The organism is Neorhizobium turbinariae, assembly GCF_023223505.1.
GTDB classification, from domain to species: Bacteria; Pseudomonadota; Alphaproteobacteria; order Rhizobiales; family Rhizobiaceae; genus Neorhizobium; species Neorhizobium turbinariae.
Genome location: NZ_JALPRY010000001.1, coordinates 19703 through 39584, shown reverse-complemented (window position 1 = coordinate 39584; position 19882 = coordinate 19703). Strand labels below are relative to the sequence as shown.

Below are 19882 nucleotides of genomic sequence, written 5' to 3'. Positions count from 1 at the left end.
TCGATGATCTACTTCCGCCGCAGCACCATGCCGGCGTGGTAGAGCACGTCGTCACGGAAGTCGCCGTCGGCGGTAAAGCCCGTATCGTCCTTGTAGTCGATATGGTCGCCATTCACCCAATACTGGCCCTCGTATGCCCGTTCGCGTGTGCCGCGGGCTTCGACATAACGTCCGTTGGGCAAGAGTTCATGGCGGATGTTGTTGTCGTCGGTCACCCACATGCCGACATAAGGGTGGTTGGTCATGCGCTTTTCCTCTTGCTTGATGTCGTGCGCCAGCACGGTGATTGCGGAAATGAAGCCGAAGGCAGCCACCACGGCTGCCAGGGCAAGCGTCCTGCGAATGGGGAGGCTAACCATCGAGATAGTCCCTCCTCAGCTTGCGTTCGCGCCGTGCATTTGCCTTTGCGGACGTCCATCCGAAGTAAGCGTGCAGCAAGCGGGTGACGTGTCGGTCGAACCAGCGGGCAACCCACCGGAAAGGGCTTTCGAGCAGGCATTGAAACTGTGCCATCACCGTCTCCTCTACGTTCAGGTTCGTATTCGGACGAGACGGAATATGAGCGAGAAGCTGCAGCAGACGGTAGACCAGTTCTCCGACATGATTGCACGATCCTCCAGACAGCATTTGTAACGGGCACGGCTACCACCTATCTCCCCACCAACAGGGATGGCGATCGCGATCCTCTACCCGCACCCGAAAGGAAGGGATCATGCAGGACAAGCTTGCCCAACTCGCAAAGCTGGTTGCACAAAACACCACGGCCGACGGCGTCTTTCCAACCGCCGTTCCGCGCCTGTCGGTGATCCGCATGTCGAGCCCCACCGAGCCGCTGCACACGCTTCACCAGCCGGCGGTCTGCGTCATCGTCCAGGGCGCCAAGCAGGTCATGGTGGCGGAGGAGGTTTATCGTTACGAGCCGGGGCAATATCTCGTCGTGTCGGTGGACATGCCGGTGACCGGCCAGATCATCGAAGCCACCCGCGACGAACCTTACCTCTGCCTGCGGCTCGATCTCGACCTGAAACTCCTGGGCGACATGCTGGTCGAGATGCCGGATGCCTTCGGCACTTCCTCGGGCCGCTGCAAATGCGTCGGCGTCAGCCGCACCACGCCGGACTTCCTGGATGCAGCGCTGCGGCTGGCGCAACTCGTTGACCGCCCGACAGAGATCGCCTTCCTCGCACCGCTCATCGAAAGGGAGCTGATGTTCCGCCTACTCCAGGGCGGCCAAGGCCAGATGCTGCGCCAGATCCTGGCGCCGGAAAGCCGGTTGCAGCAGGTCACCCGCGCCATCAACTGGATCCGCGAAAACTACGCCGCGCCGTTCTCCATCGAACAGGTGGCAAGTGCCGCACGCATGAGTTCGTCCGCGCTGCACCAGCATTTCCGCGAGGTGACATCCATGAGCCCGCTGCAATACCAGAAGCAACTGCGTCTCCAGGAAGCCCGCCGGCTCATCCTCGCCAAATCCATGGATGCCGCAACCGCTGCCCATCGCGTCGGTTATGACAGTCCTTCGCAATTCAGCCGCGAATACCGCCGCCTGTTCGGGGCACCGCCGATCCAGGACATTTCCCGCCTGCGCGGCCAACCGGCGGCCTACGCCCAGGCCTGAACTAAAAATATTCAACCATTCGGTTGACAATAAAATCCTGCGGCTGCATATTCAACCACATGGTTGAATTATACACACCGCAGATCGACAACGTCTTCCACGCCCTGAGCGACGCCACGCGGCGGCGCATGTTGCGGGAACTGGCCAGTGGCGAGCGCACCGTGAGCCAGCTTGCCGAGCCGCACGAGATGTCGCTTGCAGCCGCTTCCAAGCACATCAAGGTGCTGGAAGGCGCCGGCCTCATCCGCCGCGAGGTCAATGGCCGCACCCATATCTGCCGGTTGGAACCCGGGCCGCTGGCAAGCGCCCATGAATGGCTCGGCTTCTACGAGCGCTTCTGGACGAGCCGCCTCGATGCGCTGGAGCGTCTTCTTCGCGACGAAGATGCCCGAAACGCTGCCGGGCAAGTCAAGCAAACCTCATCCGACAAACCGAAAGCCAAAAAGGGAGAAGAGCAATGAACGACATGACGCATGCCAGCCCATACGGCACCATCACAGAACCGCTCGCGCTCACCATCCAGCGCAAGCTGCCCGGCCCCATCGATCGCATCTGGGCTTACCTGACGGAGAGCGACCTGCGCCGCCAGTGGCTCGCGTCGGGCACCATGCCGGGAGAAGCCGGCGCCCCGTTCCAGCTCACCTGGCGCAACGACGAACTGGCGACCTCGCCCGAAGGCCGGCCGGAAGGTTTTCCCGAAGAGCACAGCATGGAGAGCGAAGTTCTCGTGTTCGAGCCGCCGCACCGCCTCGTCTTCGCCTGGCCGCCGCAGGGCGAGGTCAGCTTCGAACTCCGGGCCGTCGGCAATGACGTGCTGCTCACCCTCACCCACAAGCGCATCTCCGACCGCCGCAACATGGTGATGATCGGCGCCGGCTGGCACATGCATCTCGATATCCTTGTGGCCCGCGCCAGTGGCGCCGAGCCTCCCTCCTTCTGGCAGGGTTGGAGCCGCCTCAGGGACGAATATGAAGGCCGCATCCCGGCCTGATACCGGCTCCAGCCCCCGGCCAAGCTAGACCAGAACCAGATGGAGGAGATCATGAGCAGGCCCTATGCGGGCGGCTGCGCCTGCGGCGCTGTCCGCTACACATGCGAGGGAGAACCGGTGGCGATGGTGGACTGCCAGTGCCGCCAGTGCCAACGCCAGACCGGCGGCGGCCATGGCTCCTACCTGACCTTCGCCGGCACTCCATGGGATGTCCAAGGCACCCCAAACACCTGGAGCGTGACGGGCGACAACGGCACGACCAAGAACGCCGCCTTCTGCGCCACCTGCGGCTCGCCGCTGTTCATCACCTTTCCAGATGTGCCTGGGGTCGTCGCCATCCGCGCCGGAAGCCTCGATGAGCCGGAGCACTACCAGCCGCAACTGGTAACCTGGACCGAGGCCGCGCAGCCGTGGAATCACGTTGATCCCGCGGCCACCAAATTCGCGCGGATGCCGCCCACGGCCTGACGCCCAGAGCTTGGCGCTCAGAGCCTGGCGCAGAACACGTCGAGCGCGTCGAGCTTCGCCACGCCCGCTTCGATACGGGAGGTAAAGCCGGGCAGGTCCACCGGCAGCACGTCGCCGAGCCGTGTCGGCAGCGTGAAATCCTGCGGCTGGCGGGTCAGGTTGAAGACAAACAGTAGCTTTTCGCCGCGCTTTTCGCGCACGAATGCGAGCAGGTCCTGGTTGGTGTCGAGGAAGGTCATGTCGCCGTCGATCAGCGCCGCATGCGCCTTGCGGAACGCCAGCGTCGCCCGATAGTGATCGAGCACCGAATCCGGCATTGCCTCCTGCGCATCCACGGCGCGGCTTGCATGATTCGCCGGCACCGGAAGCCAGGTCTTCGAGCCGGTCGTGAAGCCGGCATGCGGCGCCTGCGCCTCCCACACCATCGGCGTGCGGCATCCGTCACGACCCTTGAAGGCCGGCCAGAAGCGGATGCCATAGGGATCGCGCAGATCCTCGAACTCCAGCTCCGCCTCGGTCAGCCCCAGTTCCTCGCCCTGGTAAAGGCAGATCGAACCGCGCAGCGCCGAAAGCAGCGTGATCGAAAGCTTGGCCACCCGATCCTGCTCTTCCGGCGCCTCGATGAAACGCGTCACGTGGCGAATGACGTCGTGGTTGGAAAAGGCCCAGCAGACCCATCCGTTGCTCACCGTATCGGCCACCGTCGTCATCACGTTGCGGATGTAGCTCGCATCGAAGGCCGGCCCCAGGAAGTCGAAGGTGTAGCACATGTGGAGCTTGTCGTTGCCGGTCGTGTAAAGCGCCAGCGTGTTCAGCGACCGTGGTCCATCGCCGACCTCGCCCACCGTCGCGCGCGCCTCGTAGCTGTCGAGCAGCGAGCGCAGCCGCTTCAGGAACTCGATGTTTTCCGGCTGCGTCTTGTCGTAAAGGTGGTTCTGCATCGAATACGGATTGGTATCCGTTTCCATGCCCGCGCCCTCGGTGTCGTAGACCATCGGCGGGTTGTTGCGCAGTTGCTTGTCGTGGAAATAGTAGTTCACGGTATCGAGCCGGAAGCCGTCCACCCCGCGATCGAGCCAGAAGCGCACCGTATCAAGCATCGCATCCTGCACTTCCGGATTGTGGAAGTTGAGGTCCGGCTGCGAGATCAGGAAGTTGTGCATGTAATATTGCTTGCGCACGCCATCCCATTCCCAGCCCGGCCCACCGAAGATCGACAGCCAGTTGGTCGGCGCCGTGCCGTCCGGCTTGGGGTCGGCCCAGACATACCAGTCCGCCTTCGGGTTGGTGCGGCTCGAGCGGCTTTCGATGAACCACGGGTGCCGGTCGGAGGTGTGGGAGATCACCTGGTCAATGATGACCTTCAGCCCCAGCCGATGCGCCTCCTCCATCATCTCGTCGAAATCGGCGAGCGTGCCGAACATCGGGTCGACATTGCAGTAGTCGGAAACGTCGTAGCCCATGTCGGCCATCGGTGACGTGAAGAACGGCGACAGCCAGATCGCATCGACGCCAAGCGAGGCGACATGCGGCAGGCGCTCGGTAATGCCCCTGATGTCGCCAAGGCCATCGCCGGTCGTATCCTGGAAGGATCGTGGATAGATCTGGTAGATGACCGCGCCGCGCCACCAGTTGGCATCGACCGTCTTCGCCATTTCGCTCGCCATGTTCCGTCTCTCCGGGCTTGTCAATGATCCGGACCCAACCTAGAGCCGTCATGGCAAAAGACAACGCAAAAACAAGGCGTCGATGCCATCTTGCAAGAGGCTCGCCAGAAGCCTATGCGACTGACAGGGCTTATGGAGGACCGGCATGGGCGGCAAGCTTCTTTCGATCGGCGAATGCATGGTGGAACTGTCGCAAGCGGGCGAAGGCCTGCTGCGCAAGGGCTTTGCCGGCGATACCTTCAACACCGCCTGGTACGCCCGCGCATGCCTGCCGGCGGAATGGCTGGTGGATTATTACACCGCCGTCGGCGACGATCCGCTGTCGACCGAAATGCTGACGATGATGAAGGCCGCCGGCATCGGCACGACCGCGATCCGCCGCATCGAAGGCAAGACGCCCGGCCTCTACCTCATCACGCTCAAGAACGGCGAGCGCACCTTCAGCTACTGGCGCGATACGGCCGCCGCCAAAAAGCTTGCCGATGATCCGGATCATCTGCGCGCCGCGATCGAGGGATCGGACGTCGTCTATTTCTCCGGCATCACGCTCGGCATCCTGGCCCCGGGAGCCGTCGATACGCTGCTGGCAGAACTGCGCCGCGCCAAGGCGTGGGGCAAGACGGTTGCCTTCGATCCGAACATCCGCCCGCGGCTTTGGCCGAACAAGGACTACATGCTGAAGACGATCGAGGACGGCGCCCGCGCCGCGACCCTCGTGCTGCCGAGCTTCGATGACGAAACCACCCATTTCGGCGACAAGACCGTCGCTGACACGGTCGCCCGCTACAAGGCGCTCGGCGTCGAAAATGTCGCGGTGAAGAACGGCGCGGAAGGTGCCACGATCAGCTTCGGCACATCGGAGCAGGCCTACGTCCCGGCCGTCGCCGCGACCAATGTCGTGGATACAACGAGCGCCGGCGACAGCTTCAACGGCGCCTTCCTGTCGCGCCTTGTCTGCGGCGTTGCACCCGCAGAGGCCGCCGCTTATGGCGCATCGGTGGCGTCGGTCGTCATCGGCCACCACGGCGCACTGATCAGCCCCGGGCTTCTGCCGGGCTGATCCCTCGCCTCTGCTCTTCTTGAAAGCCTGACTGGAATTACTGCCGCTTCATCAAAGCGGCATCCGGTCTCAGCCGATCTTGCTGTCGCGCCAGAGGAAATACCCGATGCCGCTGAAACCCAGGCATACGGACGCAATAAGACCGGCAATGATCATGTAGTTCTCCTCCAGAAACGGTGCGACACCCTCCTGCGTCGCGAACCATTGTGCGGAGGAGAACACGGAAGCGCTGCGCTGACAAGGTGTCACCGCAGCAAGCCCCGTCTCAGCGCTTCTTTTTGCGCCCTTCGAACGGGTTGTCGCCCGCCTTGAAGTGGATGCGGATCGGCACGCCCGGCATGTTGAAGTCGGCGCGCAGCCCGTTCACGAGGTAGCGGACATAACTTTCCGGCAGCGCGTCAGGCCGCGTGCAGGAGACCATGAATGCCGGCGGGCGAGCCTTCACCTGCGTCATGTACTTAAGCTTCAGGCGGCGACCGGAAACCGCCGGTGGCGGATGCTGGATCTGCGTTCCTTCGAGCCAGCGGTTGAGGCGGGCCGTCGAGATGCGCTTGTTCCAAACCTTGTCGGTCTCGATGATGTTCTGCATCAGTTTGTCGAGACCGTAGCCGGTCTGGCCGGAGATCGGCACGGCACGGATGCCGCGCGCCTGCGGCAGCAACCGCTCGGTCTTTTCGCGCAGGTCTGCAAGCACGGCCTGCGGATCCTCGACCAGGTCCCATTTGTTGAAGGCGAGCACCGCGGCGCGCCCTTCGCGGATCACCAGGTCGACAAGTTGCAGGTCCTGCTTTTCAAACGGGATCGTCGCGTCGAATACGATGACGACCGTTTCGGCAAAGCGGATCGAGCGCAGCGAATCCGCCACCGAAAGCTTTTCAAGCTTCTCCTGCACGCGCGCCTTGCGGCGCATGCCGGCGGTGTCGAACATCTTGATGGTGCGGCCGCGCCAGTCCCATTCCACCGAGATGGAATCGCGGGTAATGCCGGCTTCCGGGCCGGTCAGCAGGCGGTCTTCGCCGAGGAAGCGGTTGATCAGCGTCGACTTGCCGGCATTCGGGCGGCCAATGATGGCAACGCGCAGCGGCTTTGTATCGTCATATTCCGGCTCGGCTTCGTCCTCGGCCTCGTCGCCCAGCACGGAATCGCGCACGTCGACGTCGGTTTCGGCTTCGTCCTCGTCGTCCTTCGGGAAGGCGCGCTCCTCACCGATCGCCTCGACGATCGCGTCACGCAGGTCGATCATGCCTTGGCCGTGTTCGGCCGAAATCGGAACCGGCTCGCCGAGGCCGAGCGTAAAGGCATCGTAGAAACCGCCATCGGAGCCGCGCGCTTCCGACTTGTTGGCCACCAGTACCACCGGCTTGCCGCTGCGGCGCAGCAGTTCGCCGAAGGTCTTGTCGAGCGGCGTGAGACCGGATTTGGCGTCGACCACGAACAGCGTCACATCCGCTTCGTCGATGGCTGCCTCGGTCTGGGCCCGCATGCGGCCTTCGAGTGTCTCCGGTCCCGCTTCTTCGAGGCCTGCGGTATCGATGATGGTGAAGCGCAGGTCCACGAGCTTGGCTGCGCCCGGCCGGCGGTCGCGGGTGACGCCCGGCGTGTCATCGACAAGCGCCAGCTTCTTTCCGACGAGGCGGTTGAAAAGCGTGGACTTGCCGACATTCGGACGTCCGACGATGGCGACTGTGAAGCTCATGGTGTTCCTTGGAGGCCTTTGACAGCCAGTAGTTAGGGTGCCTTGCCCGAAGAGGCGATGTTGTCGAGCATGATCTGGGCGCGGTTTGCGATGTTGCGCGGCGTGGCCGCATCATTGGCGATCTGCTGGTACCACTCCTTGGCCTTCTTGAAGTCACCGGCCTTGTAGGCCGAGAGCCCGAGCGCCTCGCGGGCCGAAGCGGCCAGCGGATTGCCAGGATTGGCCATGGCCTGCACCTGCGCGGCAACCTCGTCATAGCTGCCGGTGTCGATCAGCAGCCATGCGGCACGCATCTTGGCCAGCTCGCGCATTGCCTGCGGCGCCTTTGCGTCATTGCCGACTTCCGCAAAAGCGGCAATCGCGGCAGCGTTGTCGCCCTTGGCCTGGTGAACCGTCGCAGCACGCAGCTTGGCGAGCACCGGATAAGCCCCTGTGCCATCCTTGGCGAGCGCTTCGAAGGCGGCGAGCGCCTCGTCCGGCTTGTTTTCGTTCGCCAGCGTCAGCGCCGCCAGGAACCGGTCACCGGACTGGGAGGAGTTATGCGTCTGCCAGTACTGGTAGCCCTCCTTGGCGATGGCACCACCGACGACAAGCGCGACAACGGCAATCACGACGGGCCTGAATCGCCTCCAGGCGTATTTCATCTGGTCGGAACGAAGTTCCTCATTCACTTCGCGAATAAAACTGTCGTCGCTATTTGCCATCAAGAACTCCGGCCCCAACTGGTCTGCACGCGGCCCATCACGCGGAAAAGCGCCTTCTAGCTTATTTTCCCTGAGATGTAAGGCCCTTCTGGCAAATCTGGCAAAGCTTGTTAACCGGCATGAGGCTAGGAGGCGCCTTTTTTCGTTCCATTCAAAGCTTCGCCTTATTCCGTCACCAGAAGAAGGCAGCCTTCGCGTATCAATCAGGTGCCTCCCATGCGTTCCCCCCTCGCCGCCCTTGCCCTCTGTCTTGCCGCCATCTCCACCCAGGCGATCGCGCAGGACAAGCCCAAGCAACTGGTGATGATTTCGTTTGATGGCGCCGGCGACAACAAACTCTGGCAGCGCAGCCGCGACCTCGGTACGAAAACCAATGCCCGCTTCACCTATTTCCTCTCCTGCACGCTGGTGATCGCCCGCGCTGACGCCAAGCAATACCGCGCGCCGCATGGCAAGCTTGGCCGCTCCAATATCGGCTTTGCCGTGGACAAGGCGGAAGCACGCGCGCGCCTCACCCATGTCTGGCAGGCGCGCGGCGAAGGCCATGAAATCGCCAGCCATACCTGCGGCCACTTCGACGGCAAGACCTGGTCGGTTGCAGACTGGGCGACGGAGATGGCCACCTTTCGCAGCGTGCTGAAGGACGCCTGGAAGGCGAACGAGGCGGCGAATGAAGAGCCCGACGGCTGGAAGGACTTCATCGACAACGAGATCCGCGGCTTCCGCGCACCTTATTTCTCCACCAGCGCCGGGTTGGTCGCGGCCGAAAAGCGCGCCGGCTTCACCTATGACGCGAGCCTCGTCACCAAGGGCCCTGCCATGCCGGAGAAAAAGGAGGGCATCATCCGCTTCGGCCTGCCGCTCATTCCGGAGGGGCCATCGGCCCGTCCACTGATCGGCATGGACTACAATCTGTTCGTCCGCCATTCCGGCGGCTTCGACGACCTGAGCAGATCCGCGGAATTCGAATCCCGCGCCTATTCCGCCTTCCGCGCCGCATTCGACAAGCAATATGCCGGCGACCGGATCCCGCTGCAGCTCGGCTTCCACTTCGTCGAAATGAACGGCGGCGCCTATTGGCGGGCGATGGAGCGGCTGGTGACGGAGGTCTGTGGAATGGCGGACGTTGCCTGCGTCACCTATAGCGAGGCTGTCAGCCTCATCGGCGATCACGCTAAACCGGCTGCCGATTCAGGCCTCTGACCGCGGAAACGAAACGGAGGGGGCGTGGACAATTTCGCCCTCCTGAAAACAACCTTCGTCGCTGCATCAAGCACTTAACCATCGCATCATCTGCTGGTTTTCCACGCCCCTCGGCGAGCGCGCATAATTGCTCTCGTCATCAGATGTGAAACCGGGTTCGCGAACCGGCAGACTGTTCGGGTCGGAAGGCTCGGTTCCGGTGATGGTTGTTTGAAGCGGTCGACGAGGGCTCGGAAATCCTCTGAAAACCGCCAGAACAGCCGGGGCAGGCAAAACCTGATACCCCCAATACCCGAATACCTGCCTGCCCCATTCCCAAGGCCAACATTCCGGTGCTCAGACACTCCGGAACAGAGGCCACAAACGCAAAACCGCGCCGGAGCAAAGTCCGGCGCGGCCAAAACTGCTGTCTTGATTTTCCTCGATCAAGTCGGCCGGTCGGCTTCCAGTTCACCACCCACCGCTTCGCGCTCCAGGTAATGCTGGTCGATATCCGGCAGCGGCTCGTCGTAGATGGCCGCTTCGAAGGCCCGAAGGCGCTTGTGGACGGAGATCAACTCGACGATCGTCGACCAGGAATTGACGAGGAACTGGAACGAGCTCGACACCTGCCCGAAGGCGGAACTGATCTGGTTGAAGGCGCCGAGCGAAACGCTGCCGGCGACCATGGACGGCCCAAGGATCAGCAGCGAGAAGATGCCGTTTGCCTGCAGGTAGGAATAGCGCACCACGTTGAAGTAGACGTAGTGGAAGTAGAGCGTGAAGTAGTTGGTCCGCACCCGGTCGAACAGTTCGCGCACCGTCGCCGGCTGGGCGCGGTCGGCATGGTCTTCGCCGTAAACGAGTTCCTTGCGGTAGGCCGCCTCGACGCGCTGGTTGCGGAACTGCAGGCCCGGCAGGCGGTAGCCGGCGATGATGAGGCAGACCGTTCCGAAGATCGACCAGAAGATCGCCGCCGAAACGAGCGGATGCGGAATGGCGCCGACGATCGGCAGTTCGGTGATGTTGGCCGAGAGCCTCACGAGTACGGGCATGAAGGCGATCAGCGTCATGATGGAGTCGATGAAAGCGACACCCAGCCCTTCCATGATCTGCGAGAAGCGCATCGTGTCTTCCTGCACACGCTGCGAGGCACCTTCGATATGCCGGAGCTTCGGCCAGTGCTCCATGTAGTAGTCGTTCATCGCGTTGCGCCAGCGGAAGATCCAGTGGCTGACGAAGAAGGCGTTGAGCACCGACACGTTCATGCCGAGAAGAGCGAGCCAGGCGAAGCTGCCGACCTGTTCATAGAAGTTTTCGACGGTACTCGTCGTCTGCTTCGACATGATCCCCTGCACATAGTCCCAGAACGGGCCGTACCAGTTGTTGACGGCGACCGAGACCTGCACCTGGAAGTAGACGATGAAGAGGATCAACGCCGAGCCCAGGATGGACCAGCGCTGCCAGGGGTGCGGCGAGTAGAAGTTCCAGAACCCGTAGAACAGCGCCACCGCAATCGTGAAGTAGATGTAGAACCACAGGAACGGCGGTGAGAGAAAGACTGTGAAGCCGATGATCGGTTCGGCACCTGGCGCATCCGGCGGCAGGCCGATCAGGCTGCCGAGGTTATAACCGCCCGCATACCAGACGGCGACCACGATGGCCGCCCAGATCGCCGCAGTTGTGAAGAAGAGTTTGGGACGAGGAAAGAAAGAGTGGAACACGGAGCGTCGGCTTTCCTGAGGTTCGAACGCGCGAACCATTGCGCATGAAGTCGCAGGAAACTATGGCAGATCATAATGCCGGGCAATAACTGCCGCAAAATGTTACACAATTGTAACCCCGGATTATTCCCGTGAAACCACGCGCTATTCCCGCGTGAGCCGCGCCACCGGAACGGAAAGCAGGACCGCGACCACAAGGGTCACCGCCGCCATCACCGTCGGCAGGGTGAAACTGCCGCTCGCCTGCCCCACCCAGCCGGCCACCAGCGGCCCGATGATCTGGCCGGTCCCGAAGGCCGCGGTTATGATCGCAAGCGCCCGACGCGGGCTGTCGGGCGACAGCCGCCGGCCAAGCTGCAGGCCATAGGACGTGATGATCATGAAGGTCGCGCCAAGCAGTAGCCCGCCGACAAGTGCGCCCGCAATCGGCGGCAGCATCACCGAGCCAAGTACGCCGATCGCCTCCAGCCCCATCGCCACGACATAGGTCCAGGCAAATCCCATACGCGTTGCCGCCGGCCGCCAGACGAGAAGCGATGCGGCTGCCGCGATGCCTGTCACGAACCAGGCCAGGAACTCGATCAACGGGCCGGCGCTGGCCATCCGCACGATCGTGACGAGGAAGGTCGCGGTGATCACATAGCCGAAGCCGAAGAAGGTGTAGGAGAGCGTCAGCAGCGCAAGCGGCAGCCGCCACACCAGCCGCGGCTCGGGTCGGCTTGCGGCGCCCGTCGGTTGCCGGGGCAAAAGCCATGCCGCCAGGGCCAGCGCGAGGAGCACAACCACGCCGCTGGCGATCCATTCGCTGCGCCAGCCGTGCGCGCCGTCACCGGCCATCATGTTGATGCCGAACACAAGAGCGGAGGACAAGGCAATGCCGACCCCCACCCCGCCGAAATGCAGCATGTTCACCTCTTCCCGCTCGGCCGCGTAAGGCAGCACCAGCGAGGACGCAAACACCATGGACAAGGCGCTCGCCATGCCTGCGAGGAAACGGATGGCGATGAAGGCGGCGACCGAGGTCGTCGCAGCCATGGCAAACAGCAGAAGCGCGCTTGCAAGCAGCCCCCAGAGCGCCACCTTGCGCTCCCGCCCCGCTGCCCAGCCATAAGCCGAGAGTATGGCGCCTGCGAGATATCCGCCAAAGTTGCCGGCCGCGATTAACCCGGCATTGGCGGCACTGATCGGGATACCGACCATCATGCCGGGCAGGATCGGCGTATAGACGAAGCGTCCAAAACCCATGGCGCTCGCCATGACGATGGTGCCGGAAAGGCCGATCAGCAGCGGGCGGTGGTTTCGGCAGGTCTGTTGAAGCATCCCGGCATAATGCAAGCCTGCGTCGTGAAGGGCAAATCAGCAAATCTCATCGCTGGTTGAACGACGCTGATAGGATCGTCGGATTACCATCGCTCGAAGGAGTCGCGCTGCGGAAACGAATTGATGCGCCGCAATGCGACTTTCGTCTTGTTCCTGACATGAATGAAGCGCACTCTACCCCTGTCGTCATGGTGATGGCGGAGGATTGCCCATGGAACGTGACCTATCGATCAGCGAAGTCCTGAACGATCCATTGATCGCCCAGCTTCTCAAAGCTGATGCGATTGGCCATGCGGCGTTTGCCCAGTTGATGGAGAGCGCAGCGCGCGTCCATATGCGCCAGTTCCTCAACCAGCTCAATGAAGAACGCGTCGACGCCTTCTACCGGAGCGCAGAGATCGCCGCGCAGAAGAACAAGCTGAGCTAGCCTCAGCCCGCTTCCACTTTCACCTCAAGCAGCCAATGTGAGGATCAGCGGCCCGTTGCGGGTCGCAACCACCGTGTGTTCGTATTGCACGGTGAGCGCGCGAGGATCGCTGTAAAGTGTCCAGACGTCGCCGTTGCCACCGTCCTCTGCCCATTCCGCGCCAAGCGACAGGAACGGCTCGACCGTGAACACCAGCCCCTCCTCCATCACCCGCCGCTCGCTGCGGTCCGGCCATGTCGGAATCTCCTTCGGCTCGTCATGCAGCGTCAGGCCGATGCCGTGGCTCGAAAGGTTGGTGATCAGCGTATAGCGGTTCTTTTTGGCGAACGCGCCGATCGCGTTGCCGATGCCGGCGATCGGTTTGCCGGTCTTCACCTGCTGCAAGCCGGTCCAGAGCGCGCGGCGGCCGTCACGGCAAAGTTTTTCGACCTCGCGCGTCACCGGCGGTACCGCGTAGGACGCGCCAGTATCACCGTAGAAGCCGTCCTTCACCGCCGAAACGTCGATATTGACGAGGTCCCCAGCGTGGATCACCCGGTCGCCCGGAATGCCATGCGCCACTTCCTCATTGACGCTGATGCAGGTCGCACCCGGAAACTGGTAGCAGGTCTCCGGCGCCGACTGCGCACCATTGTCTTCGAGAAGCTTGCGGCCGATGTCGTCCAGTTCACGGGTGGTGATCCCCGGCTCCAGCGCCTTGGCCATGGTTTCCACGGCCTGTGCGCAAAGGCGGCCGATTTCCTTCAGCTTCGCCAGTTCGTGTTCGGTGGTGATAACCATGACATGCCTTGCAATTCTTAGTTCGTCAGCGCGGCCGGTTTCGCGCCATCGGCCGAGCCCGTCAATTCTTTTCTGACGATTGGCGCGACTTTCGTGCCGTAGAGTTCGATCCCGCGCATGATCTGGTCATGCGGCATGGGCCCGATTGCCATCTGCAACAGGAAGCGATCCATGCCGAACACCTTGTGGGCGGCGATGATCTTTTCCGCCACAAGTTCCGGCTCGCCGACGAAGAGATTGCCGAGCGGCGAGCGCGCCTGGTCAAAATGCGCCCGGTTCGTGGGACCCCAGCCGCGCTCGCGGCCGATCCGGTTCATCACCTCCGCCTGCGGGCCGTAGAATGTGTCGGCAGCGGCCTCGGTCGTATCGGCGATGAAGCCATGCACGTTGATGCTGGTCTTCAGCGTCGCCGGGTCATGCCCTGCCCTGCGTGCCGCCTCGCGGTAGAGATTGAAGAACGGTGCAAAGCGCGGATATTCGCCGCCGATGATGGCGACCGCGAGCGGCAGCCCCATGGCGCCGGCCCGGGCAACCGATTGCGGCGTGCCACCAACGGCGATCCAGACCGGAAGCGGATCCTGGAGCGGCCGCGGATAAACACCGCGCCCGTTGATCGGCGCACGCGTCTGGCCGGACCAGGTGACGACCTCCTGTTCCCGCAGCGCCAGCAGCAGGTCAAGCTTTTCGGTGAACAGCTGGTCATAGTCGCCGAGGTCGTAACCGAACAGCGGATAGGACTCGATGAAGGAGCCCCGACCTGCCATGATCTCCGCCCGGCCGTTCGAGATGAGATCGAGCGTCGCAAACTCCTGGAAGACGCGCACCGGATCATCCGAAGACAAGACCGTCACCGCGCTCGTGAGGCGGATGTTCTTGGTCCGGACGGCAGCGGCGGCGAGCACGGTGGCAGGCGAGGAGATCACGTAATCCGGCCGGTGGTGCTCACCGAGCCCGAGGACATCGAGCCCCACCTGGTCGGCGAGTTCGATCTCCTCCAGCAGGTTCTTGATGCGGCGTGCGCCTTCCGCGCCCTTGTTGGCGGCAGCGGCATCGACATCACCGAAAGTATGCAGTCCGAGTTCCATGGCATAGATCCGTTTCGTGGGGTGCCCCTCAGATAGGGGCGGCCAGCTTCGTGCACAAACCGCATTCTCTCGAACCGGCAGATCGAAATATTCGATAGGTCCGGCCATTATGCGCCCGGCAGAGGAAGGCTGTCGATCACCGTTTTCAGGTCTTCCATCATGAACGGCTTGGTAACCACCGGGCAATGGGAATAGCCGTTCTCCAGCCCGCTTGCGCCATAACCGGTGGCGAACACGAAGGGGATGCCGCGCGCGGAAAGGATATCGGCCACAGGGAAGGACTTGCGCCCATCGAGGTTGACGTCGAGCAAGGCGAGGTCGAAGGCGGCTTGGCGCGCCAGTTCCTCGGCCCGCGGCAGGCGCATGGCCAGCTCGACCACCTCATGCCCGAGCTGGATCAGCATGTCCTCGATCATCAAAGCGATTGTCATCTCGTCTTCGACGACGAGGATGCGGAGTGGCATGCGCTACCGCTCCGCATAAAGGTTTTCGGGTGCCTCCACCGTGCAGACCAGGCCGGTGGGCAGGTATTCCATCGTCACCGTGCCGCCCATCTCGCGGGCAAGGCCGCGCTCGATCAGCACCGAACCGAAACCCCGGCGCGCCGGCGGCCGCACGTCCGGGCCACCGCTTTCGCGCCATTCGATCCGCAGGCGTCGCTTGCCTTCGGCGTCGTTCCCTGTCGACCAGCGGACATCGACCCGGCCCTCGCCGTTCGACCACGCGCCGTATTTCAGCGCATTCGTCGCAAGTTCATGCATGGCAAGCGTCAGGGCAAGCGCGGTTTTTGGCGACAGCTTCACGTCTTCGTCGCCTTCGACGGTGCAGCGCCCGTCATCCGGCGCATGCGGCTTGATCGCCTGTTCGATCGCACCTCCCAGCGAGGCACCCACCCAGCGCTCTCCGGTCAGGAGGTCGTTCGCCTGGCCCAGCGCCACCATGCGCGAGGCGAAGCGGTTCTGTGCTTCCTTGAGGTCGATATCGCCGCGGAAGGTCTGCGCCGCGATGGCCTGGGTCATCGCCAGGTTGTTCTTGACCCGGTGGTTGAGCTCATGGACCACCAAGCGGAGATGCTCTTCGTACTGCCGCCTCTCGGTCGTATCGGTCGCCGCCCCGAACCATTCGACGATCTCGCCTTTCTCGTCCATTATCGGCACGGCGCGGGACAACATCCAGCCGAGGCCACCATCGGCCTGACGGACGCGATGTTCGAGTTGGAAGACGCTCTTGGTGCGGATCGCTTCCTCGACCTTCGCCAGCACAGCCGGCCGGTCTTCCGGCAGAAGATAGGTTTCCTGCCAGTTGATCGTCGGGCGCTCGGTGTCGCTCAAAAGCCCGCGGCCATCGAGCGCGCGCATTTCCTTCCAGTCGGCGCTGAACTGGTAAATGATGTCGGACGTGGCACTGGTCAGCGCACGGAACCGTTCCTCGCTTTCGCGCAGCTGCCGCTGCGCCAGCACCTGCTTGGTGGTCTCCACCACGATGGCGATCACGCCGGCCGGCTTGCCGCTTTCGTCCATGACCGGCGAATAATCGAGGTTCATCCAGACCGGTGCCGGCTTGCCGTGCCGGATCAGCGTCAGCTCCTGGTTTTCGTAGGCAAGCGTGCGCCCCGACAGCCCGACCCGCATGACATTGTCGTTGAAGTCGGCAATCTCCGCCCAGCCTTCGCGCACCTTGGAACCGAGGAGCTGCGGATGGCGACTGCCGGCAAAACCGGAATAGGCGTCATTGTAGATCATGATGCCGTCTTCGCCCCACAGGAGCACGATCGGCACCGGCGACTGCAGCAGCATGTTGGTGACAGTCTTCAGGCTTTCCGGCCAACTCGAGATCGGCCCGAGCGGCGTCTTCGACCAGTCGAAGGACCGGATGAGTTCGCCGGTATGGCCTCCACCATTCGGGAACTGCGATGTCTGGTTCTGCGGTGTGTCGGCTGCCAAACGATGCTCCAGCTCTGGACGAAACTGGCGAGCAATGTAGGACGCGCTTCTTCCAAGTCCATTGCCCGAAACCAAGAACTGAAGGAATTCAGCCGGTTCATGGCTCCGGCTGAATCAAAGTCGCAGGTCGTGCAGATTTCGGTTGAGCTCAGAAGGTCTTGGCGATCTCTTCGAGTTGGCCCGCCACGATGCCCCAGCCTTCGTGGAAGCCCATCTCCTCATGGGCCCTCATGTCCTCTTCCGTCCAGTGAAGGGCGGTCGCGACATAACGCGTGCGGCCGTTGCCGAGGTCCTCGAACTCCACCACGGCGGTCATGAAGGGTTTCTCCGACGGAACCCAGGCGCTGGTATAGGCGTCGGTCATCACGAGCTTCCGGTTCGGCACGACCTCGAGATACACGCCATGGTTCGGCGCCTTCTCGCCCTCCGGGCCTTCCATCAGGATGTAGTTCGAGCCGCCCGGACGAACATCGAGGCGGGCCTCGGTCACCTTCCAGGGCTTCGGGCAGAACCATTCGCCCATGCGCTCCGGCGTCGTCCAGGCCTTGAACAGTTTCTCGGGCGATACGTCCATCTCGCGCACGATCTGCAGCGAATATCTTGGATTTGATGCGTTCATGTTCCGTCTCCCTTCGCATTGATGCTGGTTGGTGATTACGAACCTGAGGACGCGTGACGCAGGCGCCATCCGACAACCGCCGGCAGATTTTCTTTGCAGCAGCGGTCAGAGCGGTTCGGCGACGCTCAACTTGTCGATCTGCTGGCGGATATGGGCGCATTCGGCCGGCGAATTGGCAAGCGCGATCGCCCGGTCAAAAGCGCCGCGCGCCTCGCGGTTCCTGCCCGCCTGCATCAGCAAGCCGCCCTTCACGCCATGGAAATAGAAATAGCTTTGCAGCCGCTCGGCAAGCGGTTCCAGCAGTTCAAGCCCGGCATCCGGGCCCTTCAGCTTGGAAACCGCCACAGCCTTGTTGAGAGATACGACCGGGGACGGCTGGATGCGCTCCAACAGGTCGTAGAGCAGGACGATTTCCTGCCAATCGGTCTCTTGCGCGCTCGGAGCACGGGCATGCAGCGCGGTGATCGCCGCCTGTACCTGGTACGGCCCCGGCTGCCGGTGACGGATCGCCTTGTCGAGAAGCGCCAGTGCTTCGTTGATCAGCTTGCGGTCCCAGCGCGTCCGGTCCTGGTCTTCGAGAAGCACGATCTGGCCGGCCGCATCGAAGCGCGCAGCGGCCCGCGAATGCTGCAGCAGCATCAGCGCAAGCAGACCCATCAGTTCCGGATCGCCGGGGAAGATCCGCAGCAGCAGGCGGGCGAGCCGGATCGCTTCGTCGCAGAAGGCCGCACTATCCGGATTGACGATGCCGGCGGAATACCCCTCGTTGAACACGAGGTAGATCATCGAGGAGACAACCCCGAGCCGTTCCACCCGCTCGGCGGCTCCCGGGGTCTCGAAGGGTATGCCGGCCTTGGCGACACGCGCCTTCGCGCGCGTGATGCGCTGCTCCATCGCGCTTTCGCCGACAAGGAAGGCGCGGGCGATCTGCGGCACCGTCAGGCCGGACACGATGCGCAGCGCCAGCGCGATCTGCTGCGTGTTGGGAAGGTCCGGATGGCAGCAGATGAACATCAACCGCAGGATGTCATCGCGGTAATGCGAACTGTCCAGCCGGTCGGCCATGTCGCCCTCGGCGTCGGAGAGATCCGAAAAGGCTTCTTCCTCCGGCAGCGGCTCGTTCCTGGCGCGCTTGCGGATCGCATCAACGCCGCTGTTGCGGCCAACGAAGATCAACCATGCCGCAGGGTCGCGCGGCGGGCCCTTTTCGGGCCATGTCCGGATCGCCCGCAGGCAGGCCTCCTGGAAGGCCTCTTCCGCGGTATCGAGATCGCGAAAGTAGCGCAGGAGCGCGCCGACGGCCTGCGGGCGGGCCGCCGTCAGGGCAAGTTCGATCCAGGCAATGTCGGTCATGTCGAAGTCTCGCGTTTGCCCAGCTCGTTCGGGTGGAACACATAGAAGGGCCGGATTTCATAGGACGAGGAGCCGGGATTGACCTCCGAGAGCTTCTTGGAAAAAGCGACGACCTCGTCGAGCGTATCTGCTTCCATCGTGTAGAAGCCGAGCAGCACTTCCTTCGTCTCCGCAAAGGGCCCGTCGAGCACGAGCGGCTCTTCCTTGCCCTTGCGCACCGTGGTCGCCGCCGTGGTCGGCATGAGCCGGCCGACGGGACCGAGCTTGCCGGCCTTCATCAACGGCTCCTGGACTTCCATGAGCTTGCCCATGACCGCCTCTTCCTCCTCCTTGGACCAGGCAAAGACGGTTTCCTCATGGGCATAACACAGGATCGCATAAAGCATTGTCGCCTCCTCTTGAGTGGAAGACGAAAGCCTAGCGGCTCACCCGACAGGCTGCATCAATAAATTCTCGGAGGGCCGCTGGCGGGTGCGCCGGGCATGCTTATATGTTCCGGGAACATTTCAGCTCGAAGGACAAACGATGGCCGATCTTTCCGCTTTCCCCATCACTTCCAAGTGGCCGGCGCAGGACCCGAATGTCCTGCAACTTTATTCGACGCCGACCCCGAACGGCGTCAAAGTCTCGATCATGCTGGAAGAGATCGGCCTGCCCTACGAGCCGCATTTCATCAATATCGGCGAGAACGAGACCTGGGGGCCGGAATACCTGTCACTCAACCCGAACGGCAAGATCCCCGCGATCCTCGACCCGAACGGCCCGGGCGGAAAGCCGCTGGCGCTGTTTGAATCCGGCGCGATCCTGATCTACCTCGCGGAGAAGACCGGCAAGCTGCTGCCGGCCGATCCCGCCCGCCGCTATGAGACCATCCAGTGGGTGATGTTCCAGATGGGCGGCCTGGGTCCCATGTTCGGGCAGCTCGGCTTCTTCCACAAGTTTGCCGGCCGCGAATACGAGGACAAGCGCCCGCGCGATCGCTACGCCAAGGAGTCCCACCGCATCATCCGCGTGCTGGAAACGCGGCTTGAAGGCCGGGACTGGATCATGGGCGACGAATACACGATCGCCGACATCTCCATGCTGGGCTGGGTTCGCAACCTGATCGGCTTTTATGGCGCCGGTGAACTGGTGGAATACGACCAGTTGAAGAACGTGCCGAAGTGGCTGGAACGCGGCCTTGCCCGCCCTGCCGTGCAGCGTGGCCTGGAAATTCCCAAGCGCCCGGCCTGACGGCATCGTGAG

23 protein-coding genes are annotated in these 19882 nt (G+C 62.8%); 8 read left to right on the top strand and 15 right to left on the bottom strand.

Annotated elements, in window-relative coordinates:
• Positions 1-8 precede the first annotated feature (8 nt).
• Positions 9-359: an Atu4866 domain-containing protein gene (locus M0654_RS00210; protein WP_248681314.1), complete on the bottom strand. Its 351-nt coding sequence runs from the start codon at positions 357-359 to the stop codon at positions 9-11.
• A complete protein-coding gene (locus M0654_RS00205) occupies positions 352-513 on the bottom strand; it encodes a hypothetical protein (protein WP_248681313.1) in 162 nt (53 codons plus the stop codon). Before M0654_RS00205 ends, M0654_RS00210 begins: the two co-directional genes overlap by 8 nt.
• 199 nt (positions 514-712) lie before the next feature.
• Here M0654_RS00205 and M0654_RS00200 point away from each other — a divergent pair, with 199 nt between their 5' ends.
• The 4 genes from M0654_RS00200 to M0654_RS00185 are packed head-to-tail and all read left to right on the top strand — an operon-like array spanning position 713 to position 3077.
• Positions 713-1618 (top strand): AraC family transcriptional regulator, encoded by a 906-nt coding sequence (locus M0654_RS00200; protein ID WP_248681311.1) that lies wholly within the window; start codon positions 713-715, stop codon positions 1616-1618.
• A 59-nt stretch (positions 1619-1677) separates the two neighbouring features.
• Entirely contained in the window at positions 1678-2079 is a 402-nt protein-coding gene (locus M0654_RS00195) for an ArsR/SmtB family transcription factor (RefSeq protein WP_248681309.1), read from the top strand.
• Entirely contained in the window at positions 2076-2609 is a 534-nt protein-coding gene (locus M0654_RS00190; RefSeq protein ID WP_248681307.1) for an SRPBCC family protein, read from the top strand. Before M0654_RS00195 ends, M0654_RS00190 begins: the two co-directional genes overlap by 4 nt.
• 51 nt (positions 2610-2660) lie before the next feature.
• A complete protein-coding gene (locus M0654_RS00185) occupies positions 2661-3077 on the top strand; it encodes a GFA family protein (protein ID WP_248681305.1) in 417 nt (138 codons plus the stop codon).
• 17 nt (positions 3078-3094) lie between these two features.
• Here the strand turns inward: M0654_RS00185 and bglA are convergent, their stop codons facing one another.
• Positions 3095-4744, bottom strand: coding sequence for a beta-galactosidase BglA (gene bglA, locus M0654_RS00180; RefSeq protein WP_248681304.1), 1650 nt, complete (start codon positions 4742-4744; stop codon positions 3095-3097).
• A 145-nt stretch (positions 4745-4889) separates the two neighbouring features.
• On the opposite strand from bglA, the gene M0654_RS00175 reads away from it, so the two are divergent.
• Positions 4890-5804, top strand: a complete 915-nt coding sequence (locus tag M0654_RS00175; protein ID WP_248681302.1) for a sugar kinase — start codon at positions 4890-4892, stop codon at positions 5802-5804.
• A gap of 69 nt (positions 5805-5873) precedes the next feature.
• Here M0654_RS00175 and M0654_RS00170 read toward each other — a convergent pair whose 3' ends face one another.
• Genes M0654_RS00170 through M0654_RS00160 form a run of 3 tightly spaced genes read right to left on the bottom strand, consistent with a single transcriptional unit; the run spans position 5874 to position 8204 of the window.
• On the bottom strand, positions 5874-6026 hold the full coding sequence (locus M0654_RS00170; protein WP_199925117.1) for a hypothetical protein: 153 nt from the start codon (positions 6024-6026) through the stop codon (positions 5874-5876).
• Between the two features lie 43 nt (positions 6027-6069).
• The gene (gene der, locus M0654_RS00165; RefSeq protein ID WP_118850194.1) at positions 6070-7500 is read right to left on the bottom strand and encodes a ribosome biogenesis GTPase Der; all 1431 of its coding nucleotides are present in this window, start codon (positions 7498-7500) and stop codon (positions 6070-6072) included.
• Between the two features lie 32 nt (positions 7501-7532).
• Positions 7533-8204: a tetratricopeptide repeat protein gene (locus M0654_RS00160; RefSeq protein ID WP_248681300.1), complete on the bottom strand. Its 672-nt coding sequence runs from the start codon at positions 8202-8204 to the stop codon at positions 7533-7535.
• Positions 8205-8420: 216 nt separating this feature from the next.
• Here M0654_RS00160 and M0654_RS00155 point away from each other — a divergent pair, with 216 nt between their 5' ends.
• Positions 8421-9407, top strand: a complete 987-nt coding sequence (locus M0654_RS00155) for a polysaccharide deacetylase family protein (RefSeq protein WP_248681298.1) — start codon at positions 8421-8423, stop codon at positions 9405-9407.
• 425 nt (positions 9408-9832) lie between these two features.
• Here M0654_RS00155 and sbmA read toward each other — a convergent pair whose 3' ends face one another.
• Together sbmA and M0654_RS00145 are read right to left on the bottom strand one after the other, a co-directional pair.
• A complete protein-coding gene (gene sbmA / locus M0654_RS00150) occupies positions 9833-11110 on the bottom strand; it encodes a peptide antibiotic transporter SbmA (protein ID WP_248681296.1) in 1278 nt (425 codons plus the stop codon).
• Positions 11111-11254: 144 nt separating this feature from the next.
• Complete coding sequence (locus M0654_RS00145; protein ID WP_248681294.1) at positions 11255-12430, bottom strand: YbfB/YjiJ family MFS transporter; 1176 nt, start codon at positions 12428-12430, stop codon at positions 11255-11257.
• A 211-nt stretch (positions 12431-12641) separates the two neighbouring features.
• Here M0654_RS00145 and M0654_RS00140 point away from each other — a divergent pair, with 211 nt between their 5' ends.
• Positions 12642-12857, top strand: a complete 216-nt coding sequence (locus M0654_RS00140) for a hypothetical protein (protein ID WP_248681292.1) — start codon at positions 12642-12644, stop codon at positions 12855-12857.
• Positions 12858-12881: 24 nt separating this feature from the next.
• On the opposite strand, the gene map is transcribed toward M0654_RS00140, so the two are convergent.
• From map to M0654_RS00105, 7 genes are all read right to left on the bottom strand, one after another.
• Positions 12882-13637 (bottom strand): type I methionyl aminopeptidase, encoded by a 756-nt coding sequence (gene map, locus M0654_RS00135; RefSeq protein ID WP_248681291.1) that lies wholly within the window; start codon positions 13635-13637, stop codon positions 12882-12884.
• Positions 13638-13654: 17 nt separating this feature from the next.
• On the bottom strand, positions 13655-14722 hold the full coding sequence (locus M0654_RS00130) for an LLM class flavin-dependent oxidoreductase (protein WP_248681289.1): 1068 nt from the start codon (positions 14720-14722) through the stop codon (positions 13655-13657).
• Between the two features lie 107 nt (positions 14723-14829).
• Positions 14830-15186 (bottom strand): response regulator, encoded by a 357-nt coding sequence (locus tag M0654_RS00125; RefSeq protein ID WP_248681288.1) that lies wholly within the window; start codon positions 15184-15186, stop codon positions 14830-14832.
• 3 nt (positions 15187-15189) lie between these two features.
• A complete protein-coding gene (locus M0654_RS00120; protein WP_248681287.1) occupies positions 15190-16665 on the bottom strand; it encodes a sensor histidine kinase in 1476 nt (491 codons plus the stop codon).
• 148 nt (positions 16666-16813) lie between these two features.
• Positions 16814-17284, bottom strand: a complete 471-nt coding sequence (locus tag M0654_RS00115) for an SRPBCC family protein (protein WP_248681286.1) — start codon at positions 17282-17284, stop codon at positions 16814-16816.
• A gap of 105 nt (positions 17285-17389) precedes the next feature.
• A complete protein-coding gene (locus M0654_RS00110; RefSeq protein ID WP_248681285.1) occupies positions 17390-18637 on the bottom strand; it encodes an RNA polymerase sigma factor in 1248 nt (415 codons plus the stop codon).
• Positions 18634-19023 carry a YciI family protein gene (locus tag M0654_RS00105; RefSeq protein WP_118850205.1) on the bottom strand — a complete coding sequence of 130 codons (390 nt, stop codon included), beginning with the start codon at positions 19021-19023 and terminating at the stop codon, positions 18634-18636. Before M0654_RS00105 ends, M0654_RS00110 begins: the two co-directional genes overlap by 4 nt.
• A gap of 139 nt (positions 19024-19162) precedes the next feature.
• Here M0654_RS00105 and M0654_RS00100 point away from each other — a divergent pair, with 139 nt between their 5' ends.
• The gene (locus tag M0654_RS00100; RefSeq protein WP_248681284.1) at positions 19163-19870 is read left to right on the top strand and encodes a glutathione S-transferase N-terminal domain-containing protein; all 708 of its coding nucleotides are present in this window, start codon (positions 19163-19165) and stop codon (positions 19868-19870) included.
• Positions 19871-19882 lie beyond the last annotated feature (12 nt).

Excerpts from the sequence above, each read along its gene's own strand:
- M0654_RS00210 (WP_248681314.1), bottom strand. The coding sequence starts at position 359 with ATGGTTAGCCTCCCCATTCGCAGGACGCTTGCCCTGGCAGCCGTGGTG.
- M0654_RS00205 (WP_248681313.1), bottom strand. The coding sequence starts at position 513 with ATGGCACAGTTTCAATGCCTGCTCGAAAGCCCTTTCCGGTGGGTTGCC.
- M0654_RS00200 (WP_248681311.1), top strand. The coding sequence starts at position 713 with ATGCAGGACAAGCTTGCCCAACTCGCAAAGCTGGTTGCACAAAACACC.
- M0654_RS00195 (WP_248681309.1), top strand. The coding sequence starts at position 1,678 with ATGGTTGAATTATACACACCGCAGATCGACAACGTCTTCCACGCCCTG.
- M0654_RS00190 (WP_248681307.1), top strand. The coding sequence starts at position 2,076 with ATGAACGACATGACGCATGCCAGCCCATACGGCACCATCACAGAACCG.
- M0654_RS00185 (WP_248681305.1), top strand. The coding sequence starts at position 2,661 with ATGAGCAGGCCCTATGCGGGCGGCTGCGCCTGCGGCGCTGTCCGCTAC.
- bglA (WP_248681304.1), bottom strand. The coding sequence starts at position 4,744 with ATGGCGAGCGAAATGGCGAAGACGGTCGATGCCAACTGGTGGCGCGGC.
- M0654_RS00175 (WP_248681302.1), top strand. The coding sequence starts at position 4,890 with ATGGGCGGCAAGCTTCTTTCGATCGGCGAATGCATGGTGGAACTGTCG.
- der (WP_118850194.1), bottom strand. The coding sequence starts at position 7,500 with ATGAGCTTCACAGTCGCCATCGTCGGACGTCCGAATGTCGGCAAGTCC.
- M0654_RS00160 (WP_248681300.1), bottom strand. The coding sequence starts at position 8,204 with ATGGCAAATAGCGACGACAGTTTTATTCGCGAAGTGAATGAGGAACTT.
- M0654_RS00155 (WP_248681298.1), top strand. The coding sequence starts at position 8,421 with ATGCGTTCCCCCCTCGCCGCCCTTGCCCTCTGTCTTGCCGCCATCTCC.
- M0654_RS00145 (WP_248681294.1), bottom strand. The coding sequence starts at position 12,430 with ATGCTTCAACAGACCTGCCGAAACCACCGCCCGCTGCTGATCGGCCTT.
- M0654_RS00140 (WP_248681292.1), top strand. The coding sequence starts at position 12,642 with ATGGAACGTGACCTATCGATCAGCGAAGTCCTGAACGATCCATTGATC.
- map (WP_248681291.1), bottom strand. The coding sequence starts at position 13,637 with ATGGTTATCACCACCGAACACGAACTGGCGAAGCTGAAGGAAATCGGC.
- M0654_RS00130 (WP_248681289.1), bottom strand. The coding sequence starts at position 14,722 with ATGGAACTCGGACTGCATACTTTCGGTGATGTCGATGCCGCTGCCGCC.
- M0654_RS00125 (WP_248681288.1), bottom strand. The coding sequence starts at position 15,186 with ATGCCACTCCGCATCCTCGTCGTCGAAGACGAGATGACAATCGCTTTG.
- M0654_RS00115 (WP_248681286.1), bottom strand. The coding sequence starts at position 17,284 with ATGAACGCATCAAATCCAAGATATTCGCTGCAGATCGTGCGCGAGATG.
- M0654_RS00110 (WP_248681285.1), bottom strand. The coding sequence starts at position 18,637 with ATGACCGACATTGCCTGGATCGAACTTGCCCTGACGGCGGCCCGCCCG.
- M0654_RS00105 (WP_118850205.1), bottom strand. The coding sequence starts at position 19,023 with ATGCTTTATGCGATCCTGTGTTATGCCCATGAGGAAACCGTCTTTGCC.
- M0654_RS00100 (WP_248681284.1), top strand. The coding sequence starts at position 19,163 with ATGGCCGATCTTTCCGCTTTCCCCATCACTTCCAAGTGGCCGGCGCAG.